This window comes from Bradyrhizobium sp. CB82 (assembly GCF_029714405.1).
Taxonomy (GTDB): Bacteria; Pseudomonadota; Alphaproteobacteria; order Rhizobiales; family Xanthobacteraceae; genus Bradyrhizobium.
The window spans coordinates 1,666,278-1,685,125 of the sequence record NZ_CP121650.1; the positions used below are offsets into that span (position 1 = coordinate 1,666,278).

Annotated in this window: 17 protein-coding genes, 1 tRNA gene and 1 pseudogene; 8 read left to right on the forward strand and 11 right to left on the reverse strand. The window is 62.4% G+C overall.

Going from position 1 to position 18,848, the window contains the following annotated elements; all coding sequences use genetic code 11:
* Window positions 1–95: 95 nt before the first annotated feature.
* Entirely contained in the window at window positions 96–560 is a 465-nt protein-coding gene (locus tag QA640_RS07970; protein ID WP_283040162.1) for an Hsp20 family protein, read from the reverse strand.
* 207 nt (window positions 561–767) lie between these two features.
* Between QA640_RS07970 and QA640_RS07975 the strand changes: the two genes are divergently transcribed.
* Window positions 768–1,715: an alpha/beta hydrolase gene (locus QA640_RS07975; RefSeq protein ID WP_283040163.1), complete on the forward strand. Its 948-nt coding sequence runs from the start codon at window positions 768–770 to the stop codon at window positions 1,713–1,715.
* Here QA640_RS07975 and QA640_RS07980 read toward each other — a convergent pair.
* From QA640_RS07980 to QA640_RS07990, 3 genes are all read right to left on the reverse strand, one after another.
* Window positions 1,712–2,673 (reverse strand): IS630 family transposase gene (locus QA640_RS07980; RefSeq protein ID WP_283037252.1). Its coding sequence is split into 2 segments (ribosomal slippage): window positions 1,712–2,337 and window positions 2,337–2,673, totalling 963 coding nucleotides; the frame shifts between segments, so codons are not numbered across the junction. The genes QA640_RS07975 and QA640_RS07980 overlap by 4 nt on opposite strands.
* Before the next feature lie 127 nt (window positions 2,674–2,800).
* Window positions 2,801–5,551, reverse strand: coding sequence for a di-heme-cytochrome C peroxidase (locus tag QA640_RS07985; RefSeq protein WP_283040164.1), 2,751 nt, complete (start codon window positions 5,549–5,551; stop codon window positions 2,801–2,803).
* 189 nt (window positions 5,552–5,740) lie between these two features.
* The gene (locus QA640_RS07990) at window positions 5,741–7,537 is read right to left on the reverse strand and encodes a tetratricopeptide repeat protein (RefSeq protein WP_283040165.1); all 1,797 of its coding nucleotides are present in this window, start codon (window positions 7,535–7,537) and stop codon (window positions 5,741–5,743) included.
* Window positions 7,538–7,755: 218 nt separating this feature from the next.
* Here QA640_RS07990 and QA640_RS07995 point away from each other — a divergent pair, with 218 nt between their 5' ends.
* Window positions 7,756–8,391, forward strand: coding sequence for a LysE family translocator (locus tag QA640_RS07995; RefSeq protein ID WP_283040166.1), 636 nt, complete (start codon window positions 7,756–7,758; stop codon window positions 8,389–8,391).
* A gap of 79 nt (window positions 8,392–8,470) precedes the next feature.
* Here QA640_RS07995 and QA640_RS08000 read toward each other — a convergent pair whose 3' ends face one another.
* The gene (locus tag QA640_RS08000) at window positions 8,471–9,223 is read right to left on the reverse strand and encodes a sulfite exporter TauE/SafE family protein (RefSeq protein WP_283040167.1); all 753 of its coding nucleotides are present in this window, start codon (window positions 9,221–9,223) and stop codon (window positions 8,471–8,473) included.
* A 93-nt stretch (window positions 9,224–9,316) separates the two neighbouring features.
* On the opposite strand from QA640_RS08000, the gene QA640_RS08005 reads away from it, so the two are divergent.
* Complete coding sequence (locus QA640_RS08005; RefSeq protein ID WP_283040168.1) at window positions 9,317–10,207, forward strand: LysR substrate-binding domain-containing protein; 891 nt, start codon at window positions 9,317–9,319, stop codon at window positions 10,205–10,207.
* Window positions 10,208–10,405: 198 nt separating this feature from the next.
* Here QA640_RS08005 and QA640_RS08010 read toward each other — a convergent pair.
* From QA640_RS08010 to QA640_RS08020, 3 genes and pseudogenes are all read right to left on the reverse strand, one after another.
* Window positions 10,406–10,523 (reverse strand): annotated as a pseudogene (locus QA640_RS08010) (tripartite tricarboxylate transporter substrate binding protein); the annotation flags it as partial.
* Between the two features lie 34 nt (window positions 10,524–10,557).
* The gene (gene hisN / locus QA640_RS08015; protein ID WP_283040169.1) at window positions 10,558–11,340 is read right to left on the reverse strand and encodes a histidinol-phosphatase; all 783 of its coding nucleotides are present in this window, start codon (window positions 11,338–11,340) and stop codon (window positions 10,558–10,560) included.
* Window positions 11,341–11,892: 552 nt separating this feature from the next.
* On the reverse strand, window positions 11,893–12,783 hold the full coding sequence (locus QA640_RS08020) for an N-formylglutamate amidohydrolase (RefSeq protein ID WP_283040170.1): 891 nt from the start codon (window positions 12,781–12,783) through the stop codon (window positions 11,893–11,895).
* Between the two features lie 312 nt (window positions 12,784–13,095).
* On the opposite strand from QA640_RS08020, the gene QA640_RS08025 reads away from it, so the two are divergent.
* From QA640_RS08025 to QA640_RS08040, 4 genes are all read left to right on the forward strand, one after another.
* Window positions 13,096–13,455 (forward strand): cell cycle two-component system response regulator CpdR, encoded by a 360-nt coding sequence (locus tag QA640_RS08025; RefSeq protein WP_283042746.1) that lies wholly within the window; start codon window positions 13,096–13,098, stop codon window positions 13,453–13,455.
* 76 nt (window positions 13,456–13,531) lie between these two features.
* Window positions 13,532–13,606, forward strand: a tRNA-Val gene (locus QA640_RS08030).
* A gap of 224 nt (window positions 13,607–13,830) precedes the next feature.
* The gene (locus tag QA640_RS08035) at window positions 13,831–14,046 is read left to right on the forward strand and encodes a DUF2945 domain-containing protein (protein WP_283040171.1); all 216 of its coding nucleotides are present in this window, start codon (window positions 13,831–13,833) and stop codon (window positions 14,044–14,046) included.
* 30 nt (window positions 14,047–14,076) lie between these two features.
* Complete coding sequence (locus tag QA640_RS08040; protein WP_283040172.1) at window positions 14,077–14,622, forward strand: DUF488 domain-containing protein; 546 nt, start codon at window positions 14,077–14,079, stop codon at window positions 14,620–14,622.
* Window positions 14,623–14,650: 28 nt separating this feature from the next.
* Here the strand turns inward: QA640_RS08040 and QA640_RS08045 are convergent, their stop codons facing one another.
* Window positions 14,651–14,827: a hypothetical protein gene (locus tag QA640_RS08045; protein ID WP_283040173.1), complete on the reverse strand. Its 177-nt coding sequence runs from the start codon at window positions 14,825–14,827 to the stop codon at window positions 14,651–14,653.
* 190 nt (window positions 14,828–15,017) lie between these two features.
* Between QA640_RS08045 and QA640_RS08050 the strand changes: the two genes are divergently transcribed.
* A complete protein-coding gene (locus tag QA640_RS08050; protein ID WP_283040174.1) occupies window positions 15,018–15,254 on the forward strand; it encodes a hypothetical protein in 237 nt (78 codons plus the stop codon).
* Between the two features lie 121 nt (window positions 15,255–15,375).
* On the opposite strand, the gene QA640_RS08055 is transcribed toward QA640_RS08050, so the two are convergent.
* Together QA640_RS08055 and QA640_RS08060 are read right to left on the reverse strand one after the other, a co-directional pair.
* Window positions 15,376–15,969, reverse strand: coding sequence for a DUF1349 domain-containing protein (locus QA640_RS08055; protein ID WP_283040175.1), 594 nt, complete (start codon window positions 15,967–15,969; stop codon window positions 15,376–15,378).
* A 170-nt stretch (window positions 15,970–16,139) separates the two neighbouring features.
* Complete coding sequence (locus QA640_RS08060) at window positions 16,140–18,743, reverse strand: MASE1 domain-containing protein (RefSeq protein ID WP_283040176.1); 2,604 nt, start codon at window positions 18,741–18,743, stop codon at window positions 16,140–16,142.
* Window positions 18,744–18,848 lie beyond the last annotated feature (105 nt).

An 18,848-nucleotide genomic window follows, 5' to 3' on the forward strand; every position in this document is an offset into this window, starting at 1 on the left:
GATGCGGGACGACGCTGGGGAGGACGGCAAGCGCAAACAAAAGAACGCCCCGGGGCACCGGGGCGTTCTCGTAACTTGGAAGTGGTGTGCGCGCTTTAAGCGGCGGCCTTCTCGCCCTCGATCACCTGCGCGGCCTGCGTGCTGGTGTTGATCGCGATCTGGCGCGGCTTCTTGGCCTCGGGAATCTCGCGCACGAGGTCGACATGGAGCAGGCCGTTCTCGAGCGAGGCATCCTTCACCTGCACGAAATCGGCAAGCTGGAAGGCGCGCTCGAAGGCGCGTGCGGCGATGCCGCGATAGAGCACTTCGGACTTGCTGTTCTCGTTGGCGACTTTCTCGCCCTTGATCGTCAGCGTGTTTTCCTTCGCGACGATGGAAAGCTCGTCCTTGGAGAAGCCGGACACCGCAACGGTGATGCGGTAGGCGTTCTCGCCGGTGCGCTCGATGTTGTAGGGGGGATAGCCGGGGCTGCCGTCCGACGTCGTCTGGTCGAGCAGACTGAAGAGACGGTCGAAGCCGACTGTGGAACGATAGAAAGGAGTAAGGTCGTAGGAACGCATGGTTAGTCCTCCATTGAGCGACTGATCTGGTAACCCGCCCGCCAATCGGGCCGGGCTTTAGTCTGTGTGCAGCCTCGTGCTCGGGTTCCCGAAGCACTGGTAGCGGCCTGCACGAAAATGATATGGGTGGGTCGAAACAGCGTTCAAGAGGGCGATAGCAGCGCCTTTTCGGCGCTCCCGCCCCTTGATTCCTGGCATTTCCTGCCCATGACGCTGGTCTCGATTCCCGCCAATCCCGTTCCCGAAAACGTCGTGAGCGGCACCATCAAGACGCCCGACGGTGCCGAGTTGCGCTTTGCGCGCTGGGCGCCGCCCGCGGGGCGTAAGGGCACGGTCTGCGTCTTCACCGGACGCAGCGAGCAGATCGAAAAATATTTCGAGACCGTGCGTGATCTGCGCGACCGCGGCTTTGCCGTCGCAATGATCGACTGGCGCGGGCAGGGTCATTCCTCGCGCCGCCTGCGCGATCCGCGCAAGGGCTATGTGCGCTCTTTCTCCGATTTCGAAATCGACGTCGAGACTTTCGTGCAGCAGGTGGTGCTGCCGGACTGTCCGCCGCCCTTCTTCGCGCTCGCCCATTCCATGGGCGGTGCCGTGATGCTCAGGATTGCGCATTCGGGCAAGCGCTGGTTCGACCGCATGGTACTGTCGGCGCCGATGATCGACCTGCCGGGCCGCGCCACCTCGTTTCCGTCACGGGCCCTGCTCAAGACCCTGCGATTGCTCGGGCAGGGCGGCAACTACATTCCGGGCGGCAACGATCGCATCACCGGCATGGATCCCTTCATCAACAATCCCCTGACCAGCGATCCGGTGCGCTATGCGCGCAATGCCGCGATCCTCGAGGAGGATCCGACGCTGGGCCTTGCCTCACCGACGATCGCCTGGGCCGACACCGCGTGCCGCGCGATGCACACCTTCAAGGGCATGTCCTATCCGTCCGAGATCCGCCAGCCGATCCTGATGCTGGCGGCCTCCAATGACACCATCGTTTCCACCGCCGCGATCGAGGAGTTCGCCTATCACTTGCGCGCCGGCTCCCACCTCGTGATCGCCGGTGCCAAGCACGAGATCCTCCAGGAGCAGGATCGCTACCGCGCGCAGTTCTGGGCAGCTTTCGATGCCTTCGTGCCGGGCACGCCGCTGTTCGGCTAGAGCGTTAGCCGATCAGATTGCAAATAGCCGGCGGCGGCGAAGTAGTTCCTAGACTCTGCGGGCGTGTAGGTGTCGACGATGCGCCCGATCGCATCCCAAAGGCCGCCGATGGTCCGTTCGGCGGCCTTTCGCAAGTGTGCTTTGAGCTTGGCGAAGGCGTTCTCAATCGGATTGAGGTCGGGGCTGTAGGGCGGGAGATAGAGGAGCGTGGCGCCGGCCGCCTCGATCATCTTGCGTATGCGTGGTCCTTTGTGGCTGGACAGGTTGTCCATGATGACGATGGCGTGTTCCGGCAGCTCGGGGACGAGCACTTTTTCGACATAGGTCTCAAAGGCGTCGCGGTTGATGGGGCCATCGAGCACCCATGGAGCGATGATGCCGTTCGTGGTGAGGGCGGCTACGCAGGTTGTCGTTTTCCAGTGACCGTGAGGAATGCTGGCCCGCAGGCGTTCACCGCGCCGGCAGCGGCCGTGTGTTCGCGCCATGTTGGTCGATGCCCAAGTCTCATCAATGAAGACGAGGCGATCCCGGTCGAGCTTGTCCTGGCTCTCGCGCCAAGCCTCGCGGTCCTTCAAAACGTCCGGACGGTTCTGCTCTGCGGCATGGGCAGTCTTTTTTTGCGCGTGATCTTGTGACGTTCGAAGAAGCGGCGGATCGTGCCATAGCCAAAGGATAGGCCTTGTTTGCTCAAGCTGTGCCGCAATTCCTCAATGGTGATATCGGGCGACGCCTCGAGCAAAGCTATGATCGCCGCCTGGTGAGCATCGATCCGGTGCGATTTGCGATCACCGCCTTGAGCCTTTGGCAGAGCATCGCCTTGCTCCCGCTCGCGCGTTCGCCAACGGCTTACGCTGGCCGGGCTCACTCCAAATCGCTCAGCAGCCTGCCGGCCTGAAACGCCGCTCTCAATACAGCTAAGAACACGTTCGCGAAGATCCATCGACAACGGTTTCGCCATGCTCGCCGGCCTCCGGTCCCGGCCAACAGCTTGAATCAGGAAACCGCTGATTTGGGAATCCCCAACGATTCAGTAAGATGGGCTACCGCTCTAAGAGGGCAGCGCACCTCCAGGCCAAACGAACCGCCTACAGTGTCTTCAGATACTCGATCAGGTCGTAGCGCTCTTCGTCGTCCCGGAAGCCGCGGCCGATCACGCCCGGCGGTCGTTGCGCACCCGGTTCTCCCTCGAAGGAGTGGCCGCCGACGCTGTTGCCGTTGACCGCCGATCCGTCGGGCCAGGTCGTAATGAACCGCGTTTCGCCCGTAGCGCATTTCTCGCCGTCGACGACGGCAAAGCCCACCTGCTTGGGGTCGAAATCGCGCGCGCCCAAGCAGAATGATTTCGGCCGTTCGGCAGCAGGCTTGAGCAGCCAGTAGAGCGAGGGCACGGAGCCGTTGTGCAGGTAAGGCGCCGTCGCCCAGATGCCGTTCAGCGGGCGCGTGCGATAGCGCGGCGGGGGAGACGCGGGGTTGGGGCAATTCTGGCGCGCGCCCCACCACGCTTTCTGCTGCTCGTCGGTCATCTTCGCTTCGTTCATCCATTTCCGCGCGACGAGGTCGACCACCGTCATCAGCGCGAGCGAGTAGGGCATCTCGGCCTTGTCAGTCAGGCCCTTGCATCCCCACCACTGGGCGAGCTGCTGCGCCGGCTTCACGTTCAGAAAGCCCGGCACCTCGACGGTGCGATTCGTCAGCACGTCGGCTTGCGCCGGATCGGTCTTGATCTCGCTGACCGGAATCTGAACGGGATTGAGCACCTTGCTGCTGCCGCTGTCCTCCCAGTGCGACGAGGACCAGAACATCTTTTGCGGATTGTCGTCATGGTACTCCGCGTCGTTGATCGGTCCGAGATGGCATCCGGCGCACATCTCCGCATAGATCTTGCGGCCCTTCTCGACGCGCTTGCCCTCGATCTTCCAGGCGCTGTCGCCGAACAGCTGCGATGGCCATTTCGGCGCCTGGAGCCCGCTGAACTTCTTCTCAGCCAGCGTATCCTTGCCGGCCAGCAGATGCTCGATCCACTCCAGGTCCTGGAGCGAGACGGAGGAGCGGAACAGCTTGTCGGCGGCGTAGTCGTTGGACAGGTTGAGCAGCGCGGTGACGCCGAGGGCTTCACCGGCATTGCGGATCAGCGGCTGCTCGATCGAGGCGTCATACTGCGCGAATTTGAACCACGGCACGGTCCAGATCGGCGGGAAGCTCACTGGCGCATCCTGGGCATGCAGGTTCTTCTCAAAACCGTCGATGCCGCTGAGCGCAAAGTCCTGCGAGAACACCTGGTTGCCGATACGGTTGAGCGCGTCGAGCCGGCCGAAACCTTCTTCGGTGTCCTTCTGCTTCTTGCCCTCGATCGTCTTGTCATATTTGCCTTGCCAATCGAGCAGGAACTGGCCGACCTCGCCGAGCCTCTGCTTGAGCTCCTTGCGCTCGACGTCGCTGGCGCCGGCGCCGAGCACGCGATCGGCGAAGCGCTTGAAGCGGGTCGGCAGCTTCCAGGTGTAGACGATCGAAAGGCCGGTCACGAGCTCCAGCTTCTTCAGGTCGGTCATCGCTGGCCCACCGTCGAAGCGCACGTCGATGCCCTTGTAACGGATATGCCCGGTATGACACGCCGCACAGGTGAGTCCGATCTTGTCGTCCTCGCGGCGGCCGGAGGCAGGATCGACGACGCCGGTCAGTCGCGCGAAGCCGACCGGCAGGCCGTCGACGTTCTCGACCGGCGTCTTCCACAGGCCGGATGAGGCGACTGGCTGCGCCGCGTCGTAAGTGTTGGCATAGCCGTAACGGCGCAGCGTGGTCTCGTCGGTGTGGATGGTCTGCGGGCTCGGGATGAAGCCGAAACGCTCGAGATAGGCGCTGTCCTTCAGCATGCCGTTTCGGAAGAACAGGTTGAGGGTCGGCTGCTCCAGCGCGACGAACCAGGCGTAAGGCACCGGGAAGGTCGCGGTGCCCTGACTGACGTGGTGGAACCAGTGCCGGTCCTCCAGTGACCAGTTCTGGTCGAGCCAGTAGGCCGTATTGGTTTGAGGCAGCGCGGGCAGCGGTGGCGGCAATACGGCCTGCAATTTGGTGGGCAGGATCGCGCGGACCTGGTTGGGGAATTCGGCGACCGCCACGACGGCGGCGACCACAAGGAGTGCGAGAACTGCGACAGCCTTGACGAAGCCGCGAAGAACGCGCTGCCCGCGCGACGGCGCCGGCTGGTCGGCCAGCCGCTGCACGATCCGGCTGGGGAATTTGCGCCTCTCGAACAGCGTTCTGACTTCGGCGACGCTGAGGTAGCGGTTCTTGCCGCTGCCCTTGCCCATGATGCGCAGCAGCACCGGCCACTCGCCCTTCATCAGGATCGGATAGTACCAGCGCTTATTGTCCGCGCGCTCGAAGTTTGCGCGCATATAGGTGGTGATCTCGGCCTCGTTAAGACCGCGCTCGACGCCGCCGCAGGGATCGGGATAGTCGCGGCCGAAGCTTGCCAGGCGATCGATCTCGCCCTCGTGCACGCGCGCATGCTCATCGAGGATGCGCGAGCCGGCGCCGTGCTTGTCCAGCGGGCCGTTGCGCAGGTGATCGAGCTGCGCGCCCGACCACCAGCTCTTGAGCAGGCGCCAGGGACTGAGTCCATTCGCGATCAGCGCGACCTGGTAGATCTCGAACTGCGCCTTGACCTTCCGCCAACCCGTCTCGCCGCTCGCCGCCCCGATGGTCTTCGACAGCGTGCCGAGCGGCACGGTGCCGCCCTTGACGAAGCCTTCGCCGACGAGGCCGCGCAGGAACGGGCAGGGGTTGTCCGGCGACACCTCGATCGGCGGGGTGAACGGCTTTGCGGGTTCAACCATGGCGCAAAATCCTGAAAGCAACGAATCATGGAGAGGCAACGCGCCGTTTGAGCGCAGAAAGTCCTAATAAAAAGCGAAAGCGCTGGACCGGCAGCCCATACTACTACAACGTGTAGCGAAGTGTGGCCGAATTAATTGTCCTGTCAACAGAAGCGCGCGTGGCGGCGGCACCGCGTCTCGGTTTGCCCTTCAGGAATCGGCGGCGCGTTTGACGTCGCTCTGGACGAGGCTAAGCTTGACGAGCGGGACGCCCGCTTTCAGGAGGCCTTCGCGGTAATGGGCGAGGTCCGAAGCCTGTTTCCAGTGAAAATTCCTCAAGTGCCGCTCGACCGTCAGGGTCGGGTAGTTGCTCATGAGGATATCGGCGGCCTCAGTGGCTTCCTCGGCCCGTCCGAGCTGCGCCAGCGCCGCGGCTCGGATCGCCAGCGCCTGCATGTGGTTCGGATTGATGTAGAGCTGCTCCCGGGCCCACGACAACGTCGCGTCATACTGGCCCAACATATAATGGCTGAACGCGTTCAGCGCCGCCCATTGGTAGCGTGGATCGCTGTTGCCACGCTGCGCCGCCATCGAGAACAGCTCGATCGCCTGGCGATGCTCGCCGATGACGAAGTGACAGATGCCGAGCACGCCGCGCGCGCCCATGTCGTAGGGGTTGAGCGCGACGGCGCGCTTGGCGGCGTCCATCGCAGCCTCGTAATGCCCGTCCTGCGCATGGACCCAGGACAGGATCGAGAATGCGAAGGAGGAGCGCGGGTCGAGCCGGACGCTGGTCTCGGCCAGATGCATCGCCGCGACCCACATCTCGCGCGAGCCCTTGACCCAGCCGAACTGGATGCTTTGGAGCTGGATCGTCGCGAGATAGGCATGCGCGATTGATAGCTTGGGGTCGAGCGAGATCGCCTCCTTGAACAGCGCGATGGCGGTGTCGAAGTCCTCGTTGGTCTGCCGGTAGTAATGTGACAGCCCCTTCAGGAAGCGGTCCCAGGCCGTCACGTCGTTGGTCTGGCGCGCCGGAGCCGAGGCTTCCGCGCGAAAAATCTCGGTCGCGATCGCAGCCGACAGGTTGGTCGTGATCTCGTCCTGCATGGCGAAGAGGTCGCCGATGTCGCGGTCGTAGCGGCCGGTCCAGAGCTGTTCGCCGGTCTCCGGCGCGATCAGCTCGGCCGTGACGCGGATCTTGCTGCCGGCGCGCCGCACCGAACCCTGGATCAGGTAGGTCGCGTCGATCTCTCGCGCGATCAGGCGGGTCGAAAGGTTCCTGCCCTTGAAGGCGAAGGTCGAGTTGCGGCTGAGGACGCGATAGAAGGATTGCAGGGCCAGCGCGTGGATCAGGTCCTCGGTGAGGCCGTCGGAGAAATATTCGTCGCCGGCGTCGCTCAAATTGGCAAAGGGCAGCACGCCGACGATCGCGGTGCGATATTGCTGCGGCAGCGCCGCGACCTCTCTGGTCTGCTTTGCCTGCGTGGACGTCCCATCCGGCGTCCAGGTGAAGACGCCGACCGGCTCCATGATATTCTTGAAGCGGTGTGCGCCGGCATCGGCCAGAGGTACGTTGAGATGCTTGCCGGCTTCGCTATAGGCCTTGGCCGAGATCGCGAACCCGCCGGGGCTCGCCACCGATTCGAGACGGACGGCGATGTTGACGTCGTCGCCGAACACCTCGTCCTCGTCGACGATGATGTCGCCCATGTGGATCCCAAGCCGGAACTGCATGGCGCGGTCGGCGGGCAGGTGGTCGTTGCGCTCCGCCATCAGCATCTGCATCGCGATGGCGGCTTCGGTGGCGCCGACGATGCTGGGGAATTCCAGCAGGAAGCCGTCGCCGGTGTTCTTCACGACGCGGCCCCCATGATTGAGGATGATGGGATGGATCGCGCTGCGATGGGCCTTGAAGGCGGCGTGGGTGCCGGCCTCGTCAGCGCCCATCATGCGCGAATAGCCGGCGACGTCGGCGCAGACGATGGCGGCCAGGCGTCTCTCCATATCCTCGCGGGCTCCAAGGGATCGGGCACCGGCCACCGGCGTGACGGTCTTCCGCGAATCCGTGCATTTCCAGAACCTAATCCTTATAGAGCACGCGCGGGCAAGCGGAAGTATGATCCGCACTGCAATTTCGTTGCAAATGCTACGCAAATCCGGTGGTGGACGCGAGCGACCGAACCAACTAAGCCGCTTGGGTGGCGTTCAGGGACGCGAGGGACATGCTCGGCATTCACGAACTCTGGCTCTTCGTCCTGTCGGGCGTGGCTCTCAACATCACGCCGGGGCCGGATACGGTTTATGTCATCGGCCGCAGCATGCAATTGGGCTGGCGCGGCGGGGCCGCGGCGGCGTTCGGCATCAGTTGCGGTTGCTTATTCCACGTCACGGGCGCGGCAATCGGTCTCTCGGCGCTCTTGATGGCCTCGTCCACCGCGTTTTCGGTCATAAAACTGGTCGGGGCGGCCTATCTGGTGCTGACAGGATTGCAGATGCTGTGGTCGCGGCCGGTGCTCACCGGTTCCCTGACGCGCGAGGACGGACGCACGCCGCTTCGGCGGGTCTTCCTCCAGGGCGTCTTCACCAACGCGCTCAATCCCAAGGTCGCACTGTTCTTCCTGGCCTTTCTGCCTCAATTCGTCGCAGCCGATGCCCCGCACAAGCCGCTCGCCTTCCTGGCGCTCGGCCTGATCTTCATCTGCACGGGCACCTTGTGGTCGCTGTTCCTGGCGGCGTTTGCCGCGAAGGCCGCGCTGCGGCTCCGGCGGTCTGACGGAATCATCGGCTGGATCAACCGCGCGCTCGGCGGGCTCTTCGTCTATCTCGGCTTCCGCGTCGCGATGCTTCAAGCGCGCTAAAGCGCGACGGCGTTGAGTTGAATGTTCGCGCGCGATCTTTTCGGAAACCCGCTGCACACTCTTCCGGATCGTGCGTTAGCTAGACAAACACCTTCGCGAGCGCGCTACCGACGAGGTAGAGGCCGAGCAGGATCATCGCGATCAAAAACCAGCGGCGAAATGTCTCGGCCGGCATCTTCGAGCGCAGCGACTGGCCGATGAACATGCCGGCAAAAGCGCACGCCATGGCGACGACGCCCGGCACGGCGTTGGCCGGCGTGAGCAGCCCGCCCGCGGTGAGGTTGAATGCGAGCGCGAGCGTTGCGACCGTGAAGAATACGCCGAGCGCCTGCACCAGTTCGTCCTTCTCCATGCCGATCGCCTGCATGAACGGCATCGATGGGATCACCTGCACGCCGGTCGAGGCTGAGATCACGCCGGTGACGACGCCGACGGCGCCGCCGACCCATTTCTCGTTCCTCGGCGCGACTCGGAACTGGAACTTATTCAACCCGATGATCGCGTAGATCACCAGCAACAGGCCGAGCACCACCGTGCCGTAGCGCGCATAGGGGCCGGTCAGCGCGCCGGCATTGAGCCAACTCCCGATCACGGTGCCGAGCATCAACGGCCACAACCGCCTGAGGATGTCGAGGAGGTAGGGGCCGACGAAGGTCTGCCAGATGTTGGTGATGATCGCCGGCACGATGACGATGGCGATCGCCCGGCCCGGCGCCATGGTCACCGCAAGCAGCCCCATCGAGACGGTCGGCAGGCCGAGCCCGATCACGCCCTTGACGAATCCGGCGAGCAGGAAGACGGCGGCAATTAGAATGATGAGCGGGTCGATCATGCCGGCCACATTGACCGATGGGCGGGCAAGGCACAATCTGGAGGTTACGGAGACAGCCTTCGTTCAAAGCGAAGGCTAAAGGAGATGTGTTCCGTGCGATTCGACCTCGTCGACCTCCAGCTCTTCATCGCGGTGGCGGATCAGCGCAGCATCACCCGCGGCGCTGAGCGCTCACATCTGGCGCTGGCCTCCGCAAGCGCGAGGATCAAGGGCCTGGAGGACGCTCTCGGCGTTGCGCTTCTGAAGCGCGGGCGGCGCGGGGTGGAATTGACGCCTGCCGGCGAAAGCCTGCTCGATCACGCAAGGCTCGTCATCCACCAGGTCGAGGCAATGCGCGGCGATCTTGCTGGCTTTGCCAGCGGGGTCAGGGCGAGCGTGCATTTCCTCGCCAACACCTCGGGGCTGTCGGAGCATCTGCCGAAGGCGCTCGCGGGCTTCTTGCGCGAGCATCGCGACGTCGCCATCGACATCGAGGAGCGCGAGAGTACCGATATCGCGGCCGCTATCACCGCGGGCGCCGCCGATCTCGGCTTCGCCGCCGAGCACGCGTTGCCGGATCACATCGAGCGCTTCCCCTTCAGCGAGGACCGCCTGACGCTGGTGACGTCGCGGCGCGGCCCGTTCGCCGGCCGCCGCCAGATCGATTTCGAGGAGGCGGGCAGCTGTGATTTCGTCGGACTGACCAGCGCCACCGCGCTCCAGGTGCACATCTCCAAACACGCCGCGCGGCTCGGCATGCGCCCGCATTTCCGCGCGCGCTTGCGTGATTTCGATGCGATCTGCCAGATGGTCGCCGCCGATGTCGGCGTCGCGCTGGTACCGGAAGCGGCCGTCCGGCGCTGCGCGAAAACGATGCCGATCGCCATGGTCCGCCTGCGCGATGCCTGGGCCAACCGCAAGCTCGTGATCTGCGCGCGGAGTTTCAAGACGCTGGCAAGGCCGGCGAAGATGCTGGTTGAGCATCTCCGTGCAGCGGCGATGTGAGAACGGTGGTCCGCCGCACTCTTCTCGACTCCCTCCCCCCTTGCGGGGAGGGTAGGGGAGGGAGGCGCCCAGGAAAAGGTCTATCAGTCGTCAAGAACTACGCGCGTGGGTTCACGCAGACGGAGAGAGTGCGCCGTGTGGCATCCCCCTCCCTAACCCTCCCCCGCAAGGGGGGAGGGAACGCATGTGTGCTCGTGGCTACTTGGCCGTTTCCACGCCTAGCGTCCTTGATCACCTTCGCCCATTTCGCGGTTTCGTCCGCTAAGAACTGCCCAAAATGCTCCGGGCTATCGCCGATGAGTGTCGCGCCTTGTGCCGGAGCTTCCGCTTCACCACCGCGTCAGGCTTTGCTATTGGTTGAGGAGTCCTAGCGCTTCTTCGTGCACGCGAGGATCACCGGCGGCGATGATGCGGCCGCCGCCTTGCGCCGGCTTGCCCTCCCAGGTGGTGACGATGCCGCCGGCGCCGGTGACGATCGGGATCAGCGCCGCGATGTCGTAAGGTTTCAGCTCGGTCTCGACCACGAGGTCGACGTGGCCGGCGGCCAGCATGCAATAGGAGTAGCAGTCGCCGCCATAGCGCGACAGGCGCGCGCCCTGCTCGATGCGGCCGAAGACGGCGCGGTCGCGCTCGTTCATCAGAAGCGGGCTCGTGGTGTAGGTCGTCGCTTCGGCAAGCGAGGCGCAGCGGCGGACCTGCAGGCGGCGCTCGCCGGAGGGGCCTTTATAATTGGCCGAGCCGTTGTCGCCGTAAAACCGCTCGCCGATGAAGGGCTGGTGCATCATGCCGAACACCGGCATGCCCCTGTGCAATAGCGCGATCAGCGTGCCCCAGATCGGAAAGCCCCCGATGAAGGACTTCGTGCCGTCGATGGGGTCGAGCACCCAGACGTAGTCGGCGTCCTCCCGCTCATTGCCGAACTCCTCGCCGACGATGCCGTGCTGGGGGAAGTTGGCCTTGATCAACCGCCGCATCACCGCCTCCGCGGCGCGGTCGGCCTCGGTGACGGGGTCGAAATCCTTGGTCTTGCTCTTGTCGTCGATGGACAGCGAGGTGCGGAAGAACGGCAGGATGGTTTCGCCGGAGGCGGTGGCAAGCCGTCCGATGAAGGCTGAGAAATCGATCACCGTCACGAACCCGTCCCTTGGACCCGAAAGCAAAACGAATACTGGGCTATTGCCTAGCTCAAATCGAGGGGCTCTGGCAGCGCTCTCTTGAATTGCACCCCGGTATTTTGGATGCAGCCTCTGGCCAGCCTGTCGAGCCATCCGCTGACCAAATATCGATCATGGGTTTGAGAACTTAGTTCCCGGCATGCCTTGTTGGTATGCAAACGACAGTCAACCAATTGAAATTCCTTATCAAAGAAACTGAATCCGGGTTTCTGCGGGGGTATTGGAGCTCTGTGTTTTTTGCATGGGAAACGGCTCAAAAGCCCTTGCACTTTGTGCAGCGCAGCCTCATATTGTTGCGGTGCGGTAGCGCCTCGCGTTACCGCTGCCCTCCTTGGGCGTTTCCTCCCTAGACTTGGGCCGCTTGCTCATAACAAGCGGCCCTTTTTTCTTGCCCATTTTTCGCGTCGATCGTTTTCGTTTCGATGCGCGCATCGGCGCGAAGCGAAAATCGGATCGCGTGTTGATGTGGCCGCCGTCGCGACCTGCGATGGGCTGGAAAAATATAGCCGCTTATTCGGCCGCAGCCTGGAATGGGCCGAGATCACCGAACGGAATGGTCGTGGCGAGCACATCCGACAGAATCGCGAAATCTGCCGCGACCTGATCGAAGCGCGGGCCGCGCTCGCGCCGCCGTTCCTCCATATAGATCGCGCGGTTGAGCTCGAGCTGCACCGCGTGCAGGCCGCTCGCTGGATTGCCGTAGTGTTCGGTGATGAAGCCGCCGGCATAGGGCTTGTTGCGTCCGACCGAATAGCCGAGCCCGCTCAAGGTCTCCTCCACACGATCGGGAAGCAGCGGCGTGCAGCTCGTGCCGTAACGGTCGCCGATCACGACATCGGGCCGGCGCGGCTCGTCGCGGGAGACGCCGACCGACGGCATGGAGTGGCAGTCGACCACCACCACGGTGCCGAACATCTGGTGCACCTTGTTGATCAGCCGCCTCAGCGCGCGGTGATACGGCTTGTAGAGCGTCTCGATTCGCGCCAGTGCGTCGTCGACCGCGATCCGGTCGCGATAGATCTCCTGGCCGTCGCCGACGACGCGCGGAATGGTGCCGAGCCCGCCCGCAACGCGCATGGAACGGGTATTGGCAAAGCTCGGCAGCCGACCGGCGAACATCCGCGGATCGAGCTCGTAGGGCTCTCGGTTCACGTCGACATAGGAGCGCGGAAAATTGACGCGCACGACCGGAAAGCCCCGCGCGCTCAAATGCCCGATCAGCTCGTCCATGAAGGAATCTTCCGAGCGGCGGAGCGTCGGCAGGTCGATGCGCGAGGCCGCCAGAAAATCGTCCGGATAGACCGACCCGGAATGGGGCGAGTTGAAGATGATCGGCGCCCGCCACACGGTAGGCTCGATGATCTCGAACGGTGGCGACAAGTCGCCGTCAAACCGGGTCATCTTGGTCAGTTTCGTCCCTCTGTATCCGCGACAATCCGGATTGGACTCGAACAGGCCGGCAAAGCGAGGCTCTTATGTGCGGTCATTGTCAGGAATCGCAACCATTCTGCCAAGTGAAAAGTACGGATGCGGCGCTGGAACGTGACGTAACCGTGCAAGCATACGGGTGCGGGACTCGATTGATTCGTGCCCCATTCCGGTTCACAAAGGGCGCGCCGTGCGGGGGCCAAGGGGCATCTTTCACCCGAAATTTACCCTCTGTCTGGCTTAGTGAACACGACAGTAGCTTCCGGGGATTCGACGTTTCCTGCCATGCCAAAAATCCTGCTCGCCGAAGACGACAACGATATGCGCCGCTTCCTGGTCAAGGCGCTGGAAAACGCCGGCTTTCAGGTCTCCTCCCACGACAACGGCATGTCGGCCTATCAGCGGCTGCGGGAAGAGCCGTTCGAGATGCTGCTGACCGACATCGTAATGCCGGAGATGGACGGCATTGAGCTCGCCCGGCGGGCCTCGGAACTCGATCCCGACATGAAGATCATGTTCATCACCGGATTCGCCGCGGTGGCCCTGAACTCGGACTCGGAGGCCCCCAAGAACGCCAAGGTCCTGTCCAAACCGGTCCATCTGCGGGAATTGGTGAGCGAAGTGAATAAGATGCTGGCGGCCTAAGTCGGTCGCCTTCCGTCCTTGCGCATGGTCCCCTGAGCCGTTATAGGGACCGCACCCGATTTTCTTTGGACCTCTAGGGCACGTAGCTCAGCGGGAGAGCACTACCTTGACATGGTAGGGGTCACAGGTTCGATCCCTGTCGTGCCCACCATCCTTCGCTCGCGAAGCGAGAGAAGGATGCCGCGCCGAAGCCCAAACGGGCGCAGGCGGGCTTTTTGTCCGCGAGCTACGGCTCGGCGAGCCCCGACTTTCCTTGCGACAGCCAAATTCATCAATACGAAGCGTGTCCGGTGTAGCTTGAGCGAAGCGAAAGCGAAGACTGACGGGGCGTGCGGCCGCTTGGAACTGGCTGACGGCACCCGGCATTGATTTGCCATGCCGAAAACCTTCAAGACGGGCGATCACGTGAGCTGGAATTCCGAGGCCGGTCGCGTGCGTGGCCACATCCTGCGCGTGCACCGGAAGGACGTGACCTACAAGGGCTATGTCCATCACGCGAGCCCTGACGATCCGCAATACGAGATCAGAAGCGACAAGACCGATCACGTCGCGCTCCACAAGGGCCGGGCGCTGCGGCTGTTGCGCACGTGAGCGGGGCGAGCTGAGGAACCGGGGCCGCGCATGGCTCATCCATTCTTCACCATCGGCCACGCGACCCGGCCCATCGATGTGTTCGTCCAGCTGTTGCAAGATGCCGACGTTGCGCTCGTTGCCGACGTTCGCACCGTTCCACGCTCGCGCACCAATCCGCAATACAATCGGGACATCCTGCCGCAATCGATCGAGGCCTATTCCATCGGCTACGAGCACATCGCTTCGCTCGGCGGACTGCGCGGCCGTCAGCCCGAGTTGCCGCAAGAGACCAATGCCTTCTGGCAGAACCAGAGCTTTCACAACTACGCCGATTACGCCACAAGCGAGACCTTTCGAGAGGGCCTTGCGCATCTACGCGCACTCGGGCGCAAGCGCCGTTGTGCCATCATGTGCGCGGAGACGCTGTGGTGGCGGTGTCACCGGCGGATCATCACCGACTATCTGCTTGCAGCGGGCGAGAGCGTGTATCACATCCTTGGTCCCGGCCAGGTCGAACCGGCAGAGATCAATCCGGCCGCATGCATCCAGCCCGCAGGCCATCTGACCTATCCGGCAGACACCTCGCTTATCTAGTAGGCCAGATTCCGCGCGCTGACGGGCGTTAAGCCACCTCGTCCGCCCGGTGCCTGACAGAGATGTTCTGCTCCAAGGCCTTTGCGAGTACCGTGCCGGTCGTGCGGCCGAGCTCCTTCGCAATCATCGTCACCGGCATGGTGCCTGCGAGCGACTTGAGTTTCCTGATGTCTTCCTCGTTCCACGATTTTTTCCAGCTCGGCATCGTCCCCAATCCCGCTCATCTCCCCCCTCGAATCGCCCGCACACATTATGGTAGAAGGTGATATCGAATGCACCTATTGTGGTCATCGCAAGGTGTTCGTCAGATGACACGGGGTGTTCCGTCAGGGCGTGACGGTCTGGCACAAACTGCACTTGTCATTTCTTCCACGATGCGCGTCGGCGAGCGATCAATGAAAGCAGCATATGTTGCGGTAGCGGTGCTGATTGCGTCGGGCGCCGAGGCCCGGATCATCGATTGGCGGGCCGAGCTCGAGCGCTGCCGCGCGCTGCGCGAAAACGTCGCGCCGCTGCTGCTGGCCGGCCAGGGGACGTCCGGCGTTGCGCGCTCGGGCCGAGCCGCCCGCCGCTGCATGTGGATCGAGCGAAGGGCGGCGCGCAAGCGAATTCCCGGCGCGGAAGCGCGGTAGCACTTAGCCTGTTTCCGGCGCGCTTGCGTCTACGAATCAACGAGCGTTCCGTCGAGATCCAGAAGTACGCAGCGGGCCGAGGCATGCTGTGAAACCTGCTCGCGGCACGATGGGCCGGCGCTCACCCGAGATCGTGCAGGTCCTTGCCGAGCGGCGGTGTCAGGCGGAATGTCGGGAAAGCGACCTTCAACCCGGCCCGCTCGGGCGTGCAGGCCATCGGACCCGCCAGATAGGAGTTCGCCCTGGGAAATGGCGCCAGGCGCATCAGTGGCCAAAGCTCGCCGTCGGCCGAAACCTGGAGGCGAAGGACACCGTTTGCGACGGTTGCGCGCACTCGGAAGTCACGGGGATCCCGCTCATAGGGCGCCGTCGCCCAATCGGATCGTCCGTCGGTCAGCACGCTCGCAAGCATGGCGCGTCCGTCTGAAAACTCGATACCGGCCTTCACCCAATGCTCCGCGTCGATGCGCACCATGATGCCCGCCTGGTCGTAAAGCGCCTGGAAGTCGCCCCGTACATGCAACTCGGCAGTGAACGCCTCGCCGGTCGGGAAGCCCAGGAAATGCCCGCTGTCGCGGTTGAAGCCGTAATGTGTTTCCCGCCAGAAATCGGTGGCGTTGTCAGTGACGATCTGGAGGCCCTCGCCCTGCGCGGTCCATCGTTCCGGTTCATTCAGCCACACGCCGTCGCTTCTGCGGAAGATCGGATCGCTCATGTCAACCTCGATTGGCGGGGCCGGTCGGCCTTGCACGATCTCGTGCGCTCACAAAGTTACGGCACGGCATTGGCAAATTGCGGCTTGAAGAGGGCAGCCGAGCTGCCGTGACGTCTGCGACATCCAGGAAATCGCCCTGATCAATTCCAGGCCCCAATGCGCGCGGCTGATCAATTTCTGCGCGAGGCGTCGGCTGTGCTTGACGCCAAAGACAAGCCGGGTGATTTCATTGATCTCGGCGGCGCAATCTCCTGGATAAATTCTCTTAGTGCCTCGGTATCGAACGGCTTGCGAAGTATTCTTAGACTTGAAGGAGCTGCTTTTGCCGCGTCGCTGTACCCGGTCGTAAGGGCTATGGGCAAGTTCGGATAACGCGACCGTATTTCTCTCGCGAGACCGACGCCATCGATGGTGCCTGGCATGACGATATCGCTGAAGACGAGATCGATCTTCGTGCCGGCTTCGAGCAGTTTTAGCGCCGCTTCGGCTGAATCTCGATAGATGGTCTCATAGCCCAGATGTTCGAACAGCGACGATGTCACTTCCGCCACATCAGCGCTGTCGTCGACAACGAGAACAGTCTGGCGCTGTGGATGCCGTGATTTCGCTCTGGCAGCGGAATGCTCTTTGCTGGTGATCTGCTCGTCTGCACATGACGGCAGGTACACCGTGATCGTTGTTCCCTGTCCAACCTTGCTGTCCGCAGTCACCGTTCCGCCAGCCTGGTGGGCAAATCCATAAACTTGGGACAAGCCGAGTCCGGTTCCTTTGCCAACTTCTTTGGTTGTGAAAAATGGATCGAACATCTTGGACAGAAGAGTTGGCGGAATTCCGGTGCCTGTATCGCTAAACGCTATCGCAAAGAAGGCCTCTCCCGGTCGACGATCGCCAATTGTTCGATCTGCGGTCACGGCATTCACAGACAAGGTGAACGTGCCGCCGTTTGGCATTGCGTCGCGAGCGTTAACGGCGATGTTGACAATCGCAAGCTCCAGTTCGGCAAGGTCCACCTTAACCGGCGAAACATTCTCGCCAATATTTTCGTTGTACACAATATTGCCGCGCAGTGAGCTCTCGATCATCGTGCGCATGTTCTTTATGGAAGCATTCAGATCAACGACCGTCGGGCTAAGATGCTGATGGCGCGAGAATGTCAGCAATTGGCGAGTAAGACTCTCTCCGCGCTTGGCTGCGGTCTGAATGGCCTCGATCGCTTTTGGTAATTTTGGATCAAGCAGGCGGGCAAAGATCTGAGCACTGCCTCCAATGATCATCAATAGATTGTTGAAATCGTGTGCAATCCCGCCGGTCAGTTTGCCGATTGCCTCCATCTTCTGCGACATCGCGAGCTGTTCGCGAGCCTGGAACAGTTTTTCCTCCGCGTCACGTCGCTCGGTTGCATCGCGGAGTATATTGATGAAACCGATCAGATTCCCTGCCTCGTCAACGCTCACAGACACCGAGCCGGTGATGAAAAATGGCGTGCCATTTTTCCTGATCCGCCAACCCTCGACTTCGTGCTTGCCTTCTTGGATCGCCGACTCCAATGCACGGGCTGGGGAACCTGCGCGGCGTTCATCCGGTCGGTAAAAAATCCCAAAATGCTTGCCGATAATTTCTTCCGGGGTGTAGCCGATGATTTTTTGTGCGGTGCTGTTCCAGCTTGTAACGTGCCCCTCTTTATCAAGGGCAAAAATTGCGTAATCGACGACGCCCTCGATAAGAATCTGGAAGTGGCGTCTAACGCTGTCGAGTGCCAGGTTTTTCCGCTCAATCTGACGGCTCAGTTGGTCCTGAAGCGAAAGCAAGTGGACTTCAACGTCTTGGCGTGTCGCGATTGCAGCGGCCAAAGCAAGAGGCGGCACGGACACGGCAATCGAAAGCACGAACAGCGTCAATAGCGATCCATCTGGATCCGTTTTCGGAAATGGATCGTTACCCGCCGAGAAACCCCACACGGCGGTTCCGAGGAAAATAAGCGCGGCCGTAGCCACGCCACACCGACTACCACGCAAAGCAGCCCACATCAGGGGCAGCAAAACCAGAAACCCTAGAAGGCTCCGATGCGGCAGCGGCACATTGAGGTCATTGCTGATGAGGTCGCTGCCGATGAGCGGGCTGTAAGCAACGATCCCGATGATGCTCACGAGAGCAGAGAGCGCGATCGATTCCCATGGATCCCACTTCGAAGAGCTGCGTGGACGCAGCATCGCCCAGAGCACGACGACCGGCGCAATCACCAATGTCCCAGCCGCGTCTGCAAGCCACCAGGCTAACCATGTGACGACAGAATCGGAAAGATTGAGTGTCGTGGCGAGAACGAATCCCGCCACGACGATGGTTGAACTAATCACCGTGGTCGGCACAAACGTAATGACTGCAAATTTTGCGATGCCAGAGGGAGTGGCAAACGTCTGGCGACCATTCGACCAGCGACTAATCAGCCATGTCCCGGCAAACGCAGCGAGGAGAGCGCCAATCCCGACGGAGCCGGACTCCAGGAGCGACCGGTCGGCCATGAGGTAAGGAGAAACGGCCCCCAACAAGATCGCGGGCCAAATGCGGTAGCCGCGCAGCAGGACCAGTGCGAGCGCAAACCCGGTCGGTGGCCACAACGGGGTCGCGGCGGGGTTCATCGCGGGTAGTAGCAGCGCGGACTCGGCAAGGCCAATGTAAATCGCGGCGACTACTAAGAGCTCGACCAAGTAAGATGCCGCATCCCGAATGCCACCAAAAGCGATGATCTCGGCCTTGCCAAACCTTGCCCTTTCCATCACAAACCTTTTGCGGTGACCACCTCAATATGCGGTGGCGGGACCTAACCGCGGTCCGGTGTCATCCGAAAGAGGGCGGTTGCGGTTCACCGCGTCGAAGACCCC

What these genes read in the sequence shown, in the direction of transcription:
- QA640_RS07995 (WP_283040166.1), top strand. Translation starts at nt 7,756, where the DNA reads ATGCTCGGCATTCACGAACTCTGGCTCTTCGTCCTGTCGGGCGTGGCT.
- QA640_RS08000 (WP_283040167.1), bottom strand. Translation starts at nt 9,223, where the DNA reads ATGATCGACCCGCTCATCATTCTAATTGCCGCCGTCTTCCTGCTCGCC.
- QA640_RS07970 (WP_283040162.1), bottom strand. Translation starts at nt 560, where the DNA reads ATGCGTTCCTACGACCTTACTCCTTTCTATCGTTCCACAGTCGGCTTC.
- QA640_RS07990 (WP_283040165.1), bottom strand. Translation starts at nt 7,537, where the DNA reads ATGGAGAGACGCCTGGCCGCCATCGTCTGCGCCGACGTCGCCGGCTAT.
- QA640_RS08025 (WP_283042746.1), top strand. Translation starts at nt 13,096, where the DNA reads ATGCCAAAAATCCTGCTCGCCGAAGACGACAACGATATGCGCCGCTTC.
- QA640_RS08055 (WP_283040175.1), bottom strand. Translation starts at nt 15,969, where the DNA reads ATGAGCGATCCGATCTTCCGCAGAAGCGACGGCGTGTGGCTGAATGAA.
- QA640_RS08045 (WP_283040173.1), bottom strand. Translation starts at nt 14,827, where the DNA reads ATGCCGAGCTGGAAAAAATCGTGGAACGAGGAAGACATCAGGAAACTC.
- QA640_RS07975 (WP_283040163.1), top strand. Translation starts at nt 768, where the DNA reads ATGACGCTGGTCTCGATTCCCGCCAATCCCGTTCCCGAAAACGTCGTG.
- QA640_RS08020 (WP_283040170.1), bottom strand. Translation starts at nt 12,783, where the DNA reads ATGACCCGGTTTGACGGCGACTTGTCGCCACCGTTCGAGATCATCGAG.
- QA640_RS08050 (WP_283040174.1), top strand. Translation starts at nt 15,018, where the DNA reads ATGAAAGCAGCATATGTTGCGGTAGCGGTGCTGATTGCGTCGGGCGCC.
- QA640_RS07985 (WP_283040164.1), bottom strand. Translation starts at nt 5,551, where the DNA reads ATGGTTGAACCCGCAAAGCCGTTCACCCCGCCGATCGAGGTGTCGCCG.
- QA640_RS08035 (WP_283040171.1), top strand. Translation starts at nt 13,831, where the DNA reads ATGCCGAAAACCTTCAAGACGGGCGATCACGTGAGCTGGAATTCCGAG.
- QA640_RS08060 (WP_283040176.1), bottom strand. Translation starts at nt 18,743, where the DNA reads ATGGAAAGGGCAAGGTTTGGCAAGGCCGAGATCATCGCTTTTGGTGGC.
- QA640_RS08040 (WP_283040172.1), top strand. Translation starts at nt 14,077, where the DNA reads ATGGCTCATCCATTCTTCACCATCGGCCACGCGACCCGGCCCATCGAT.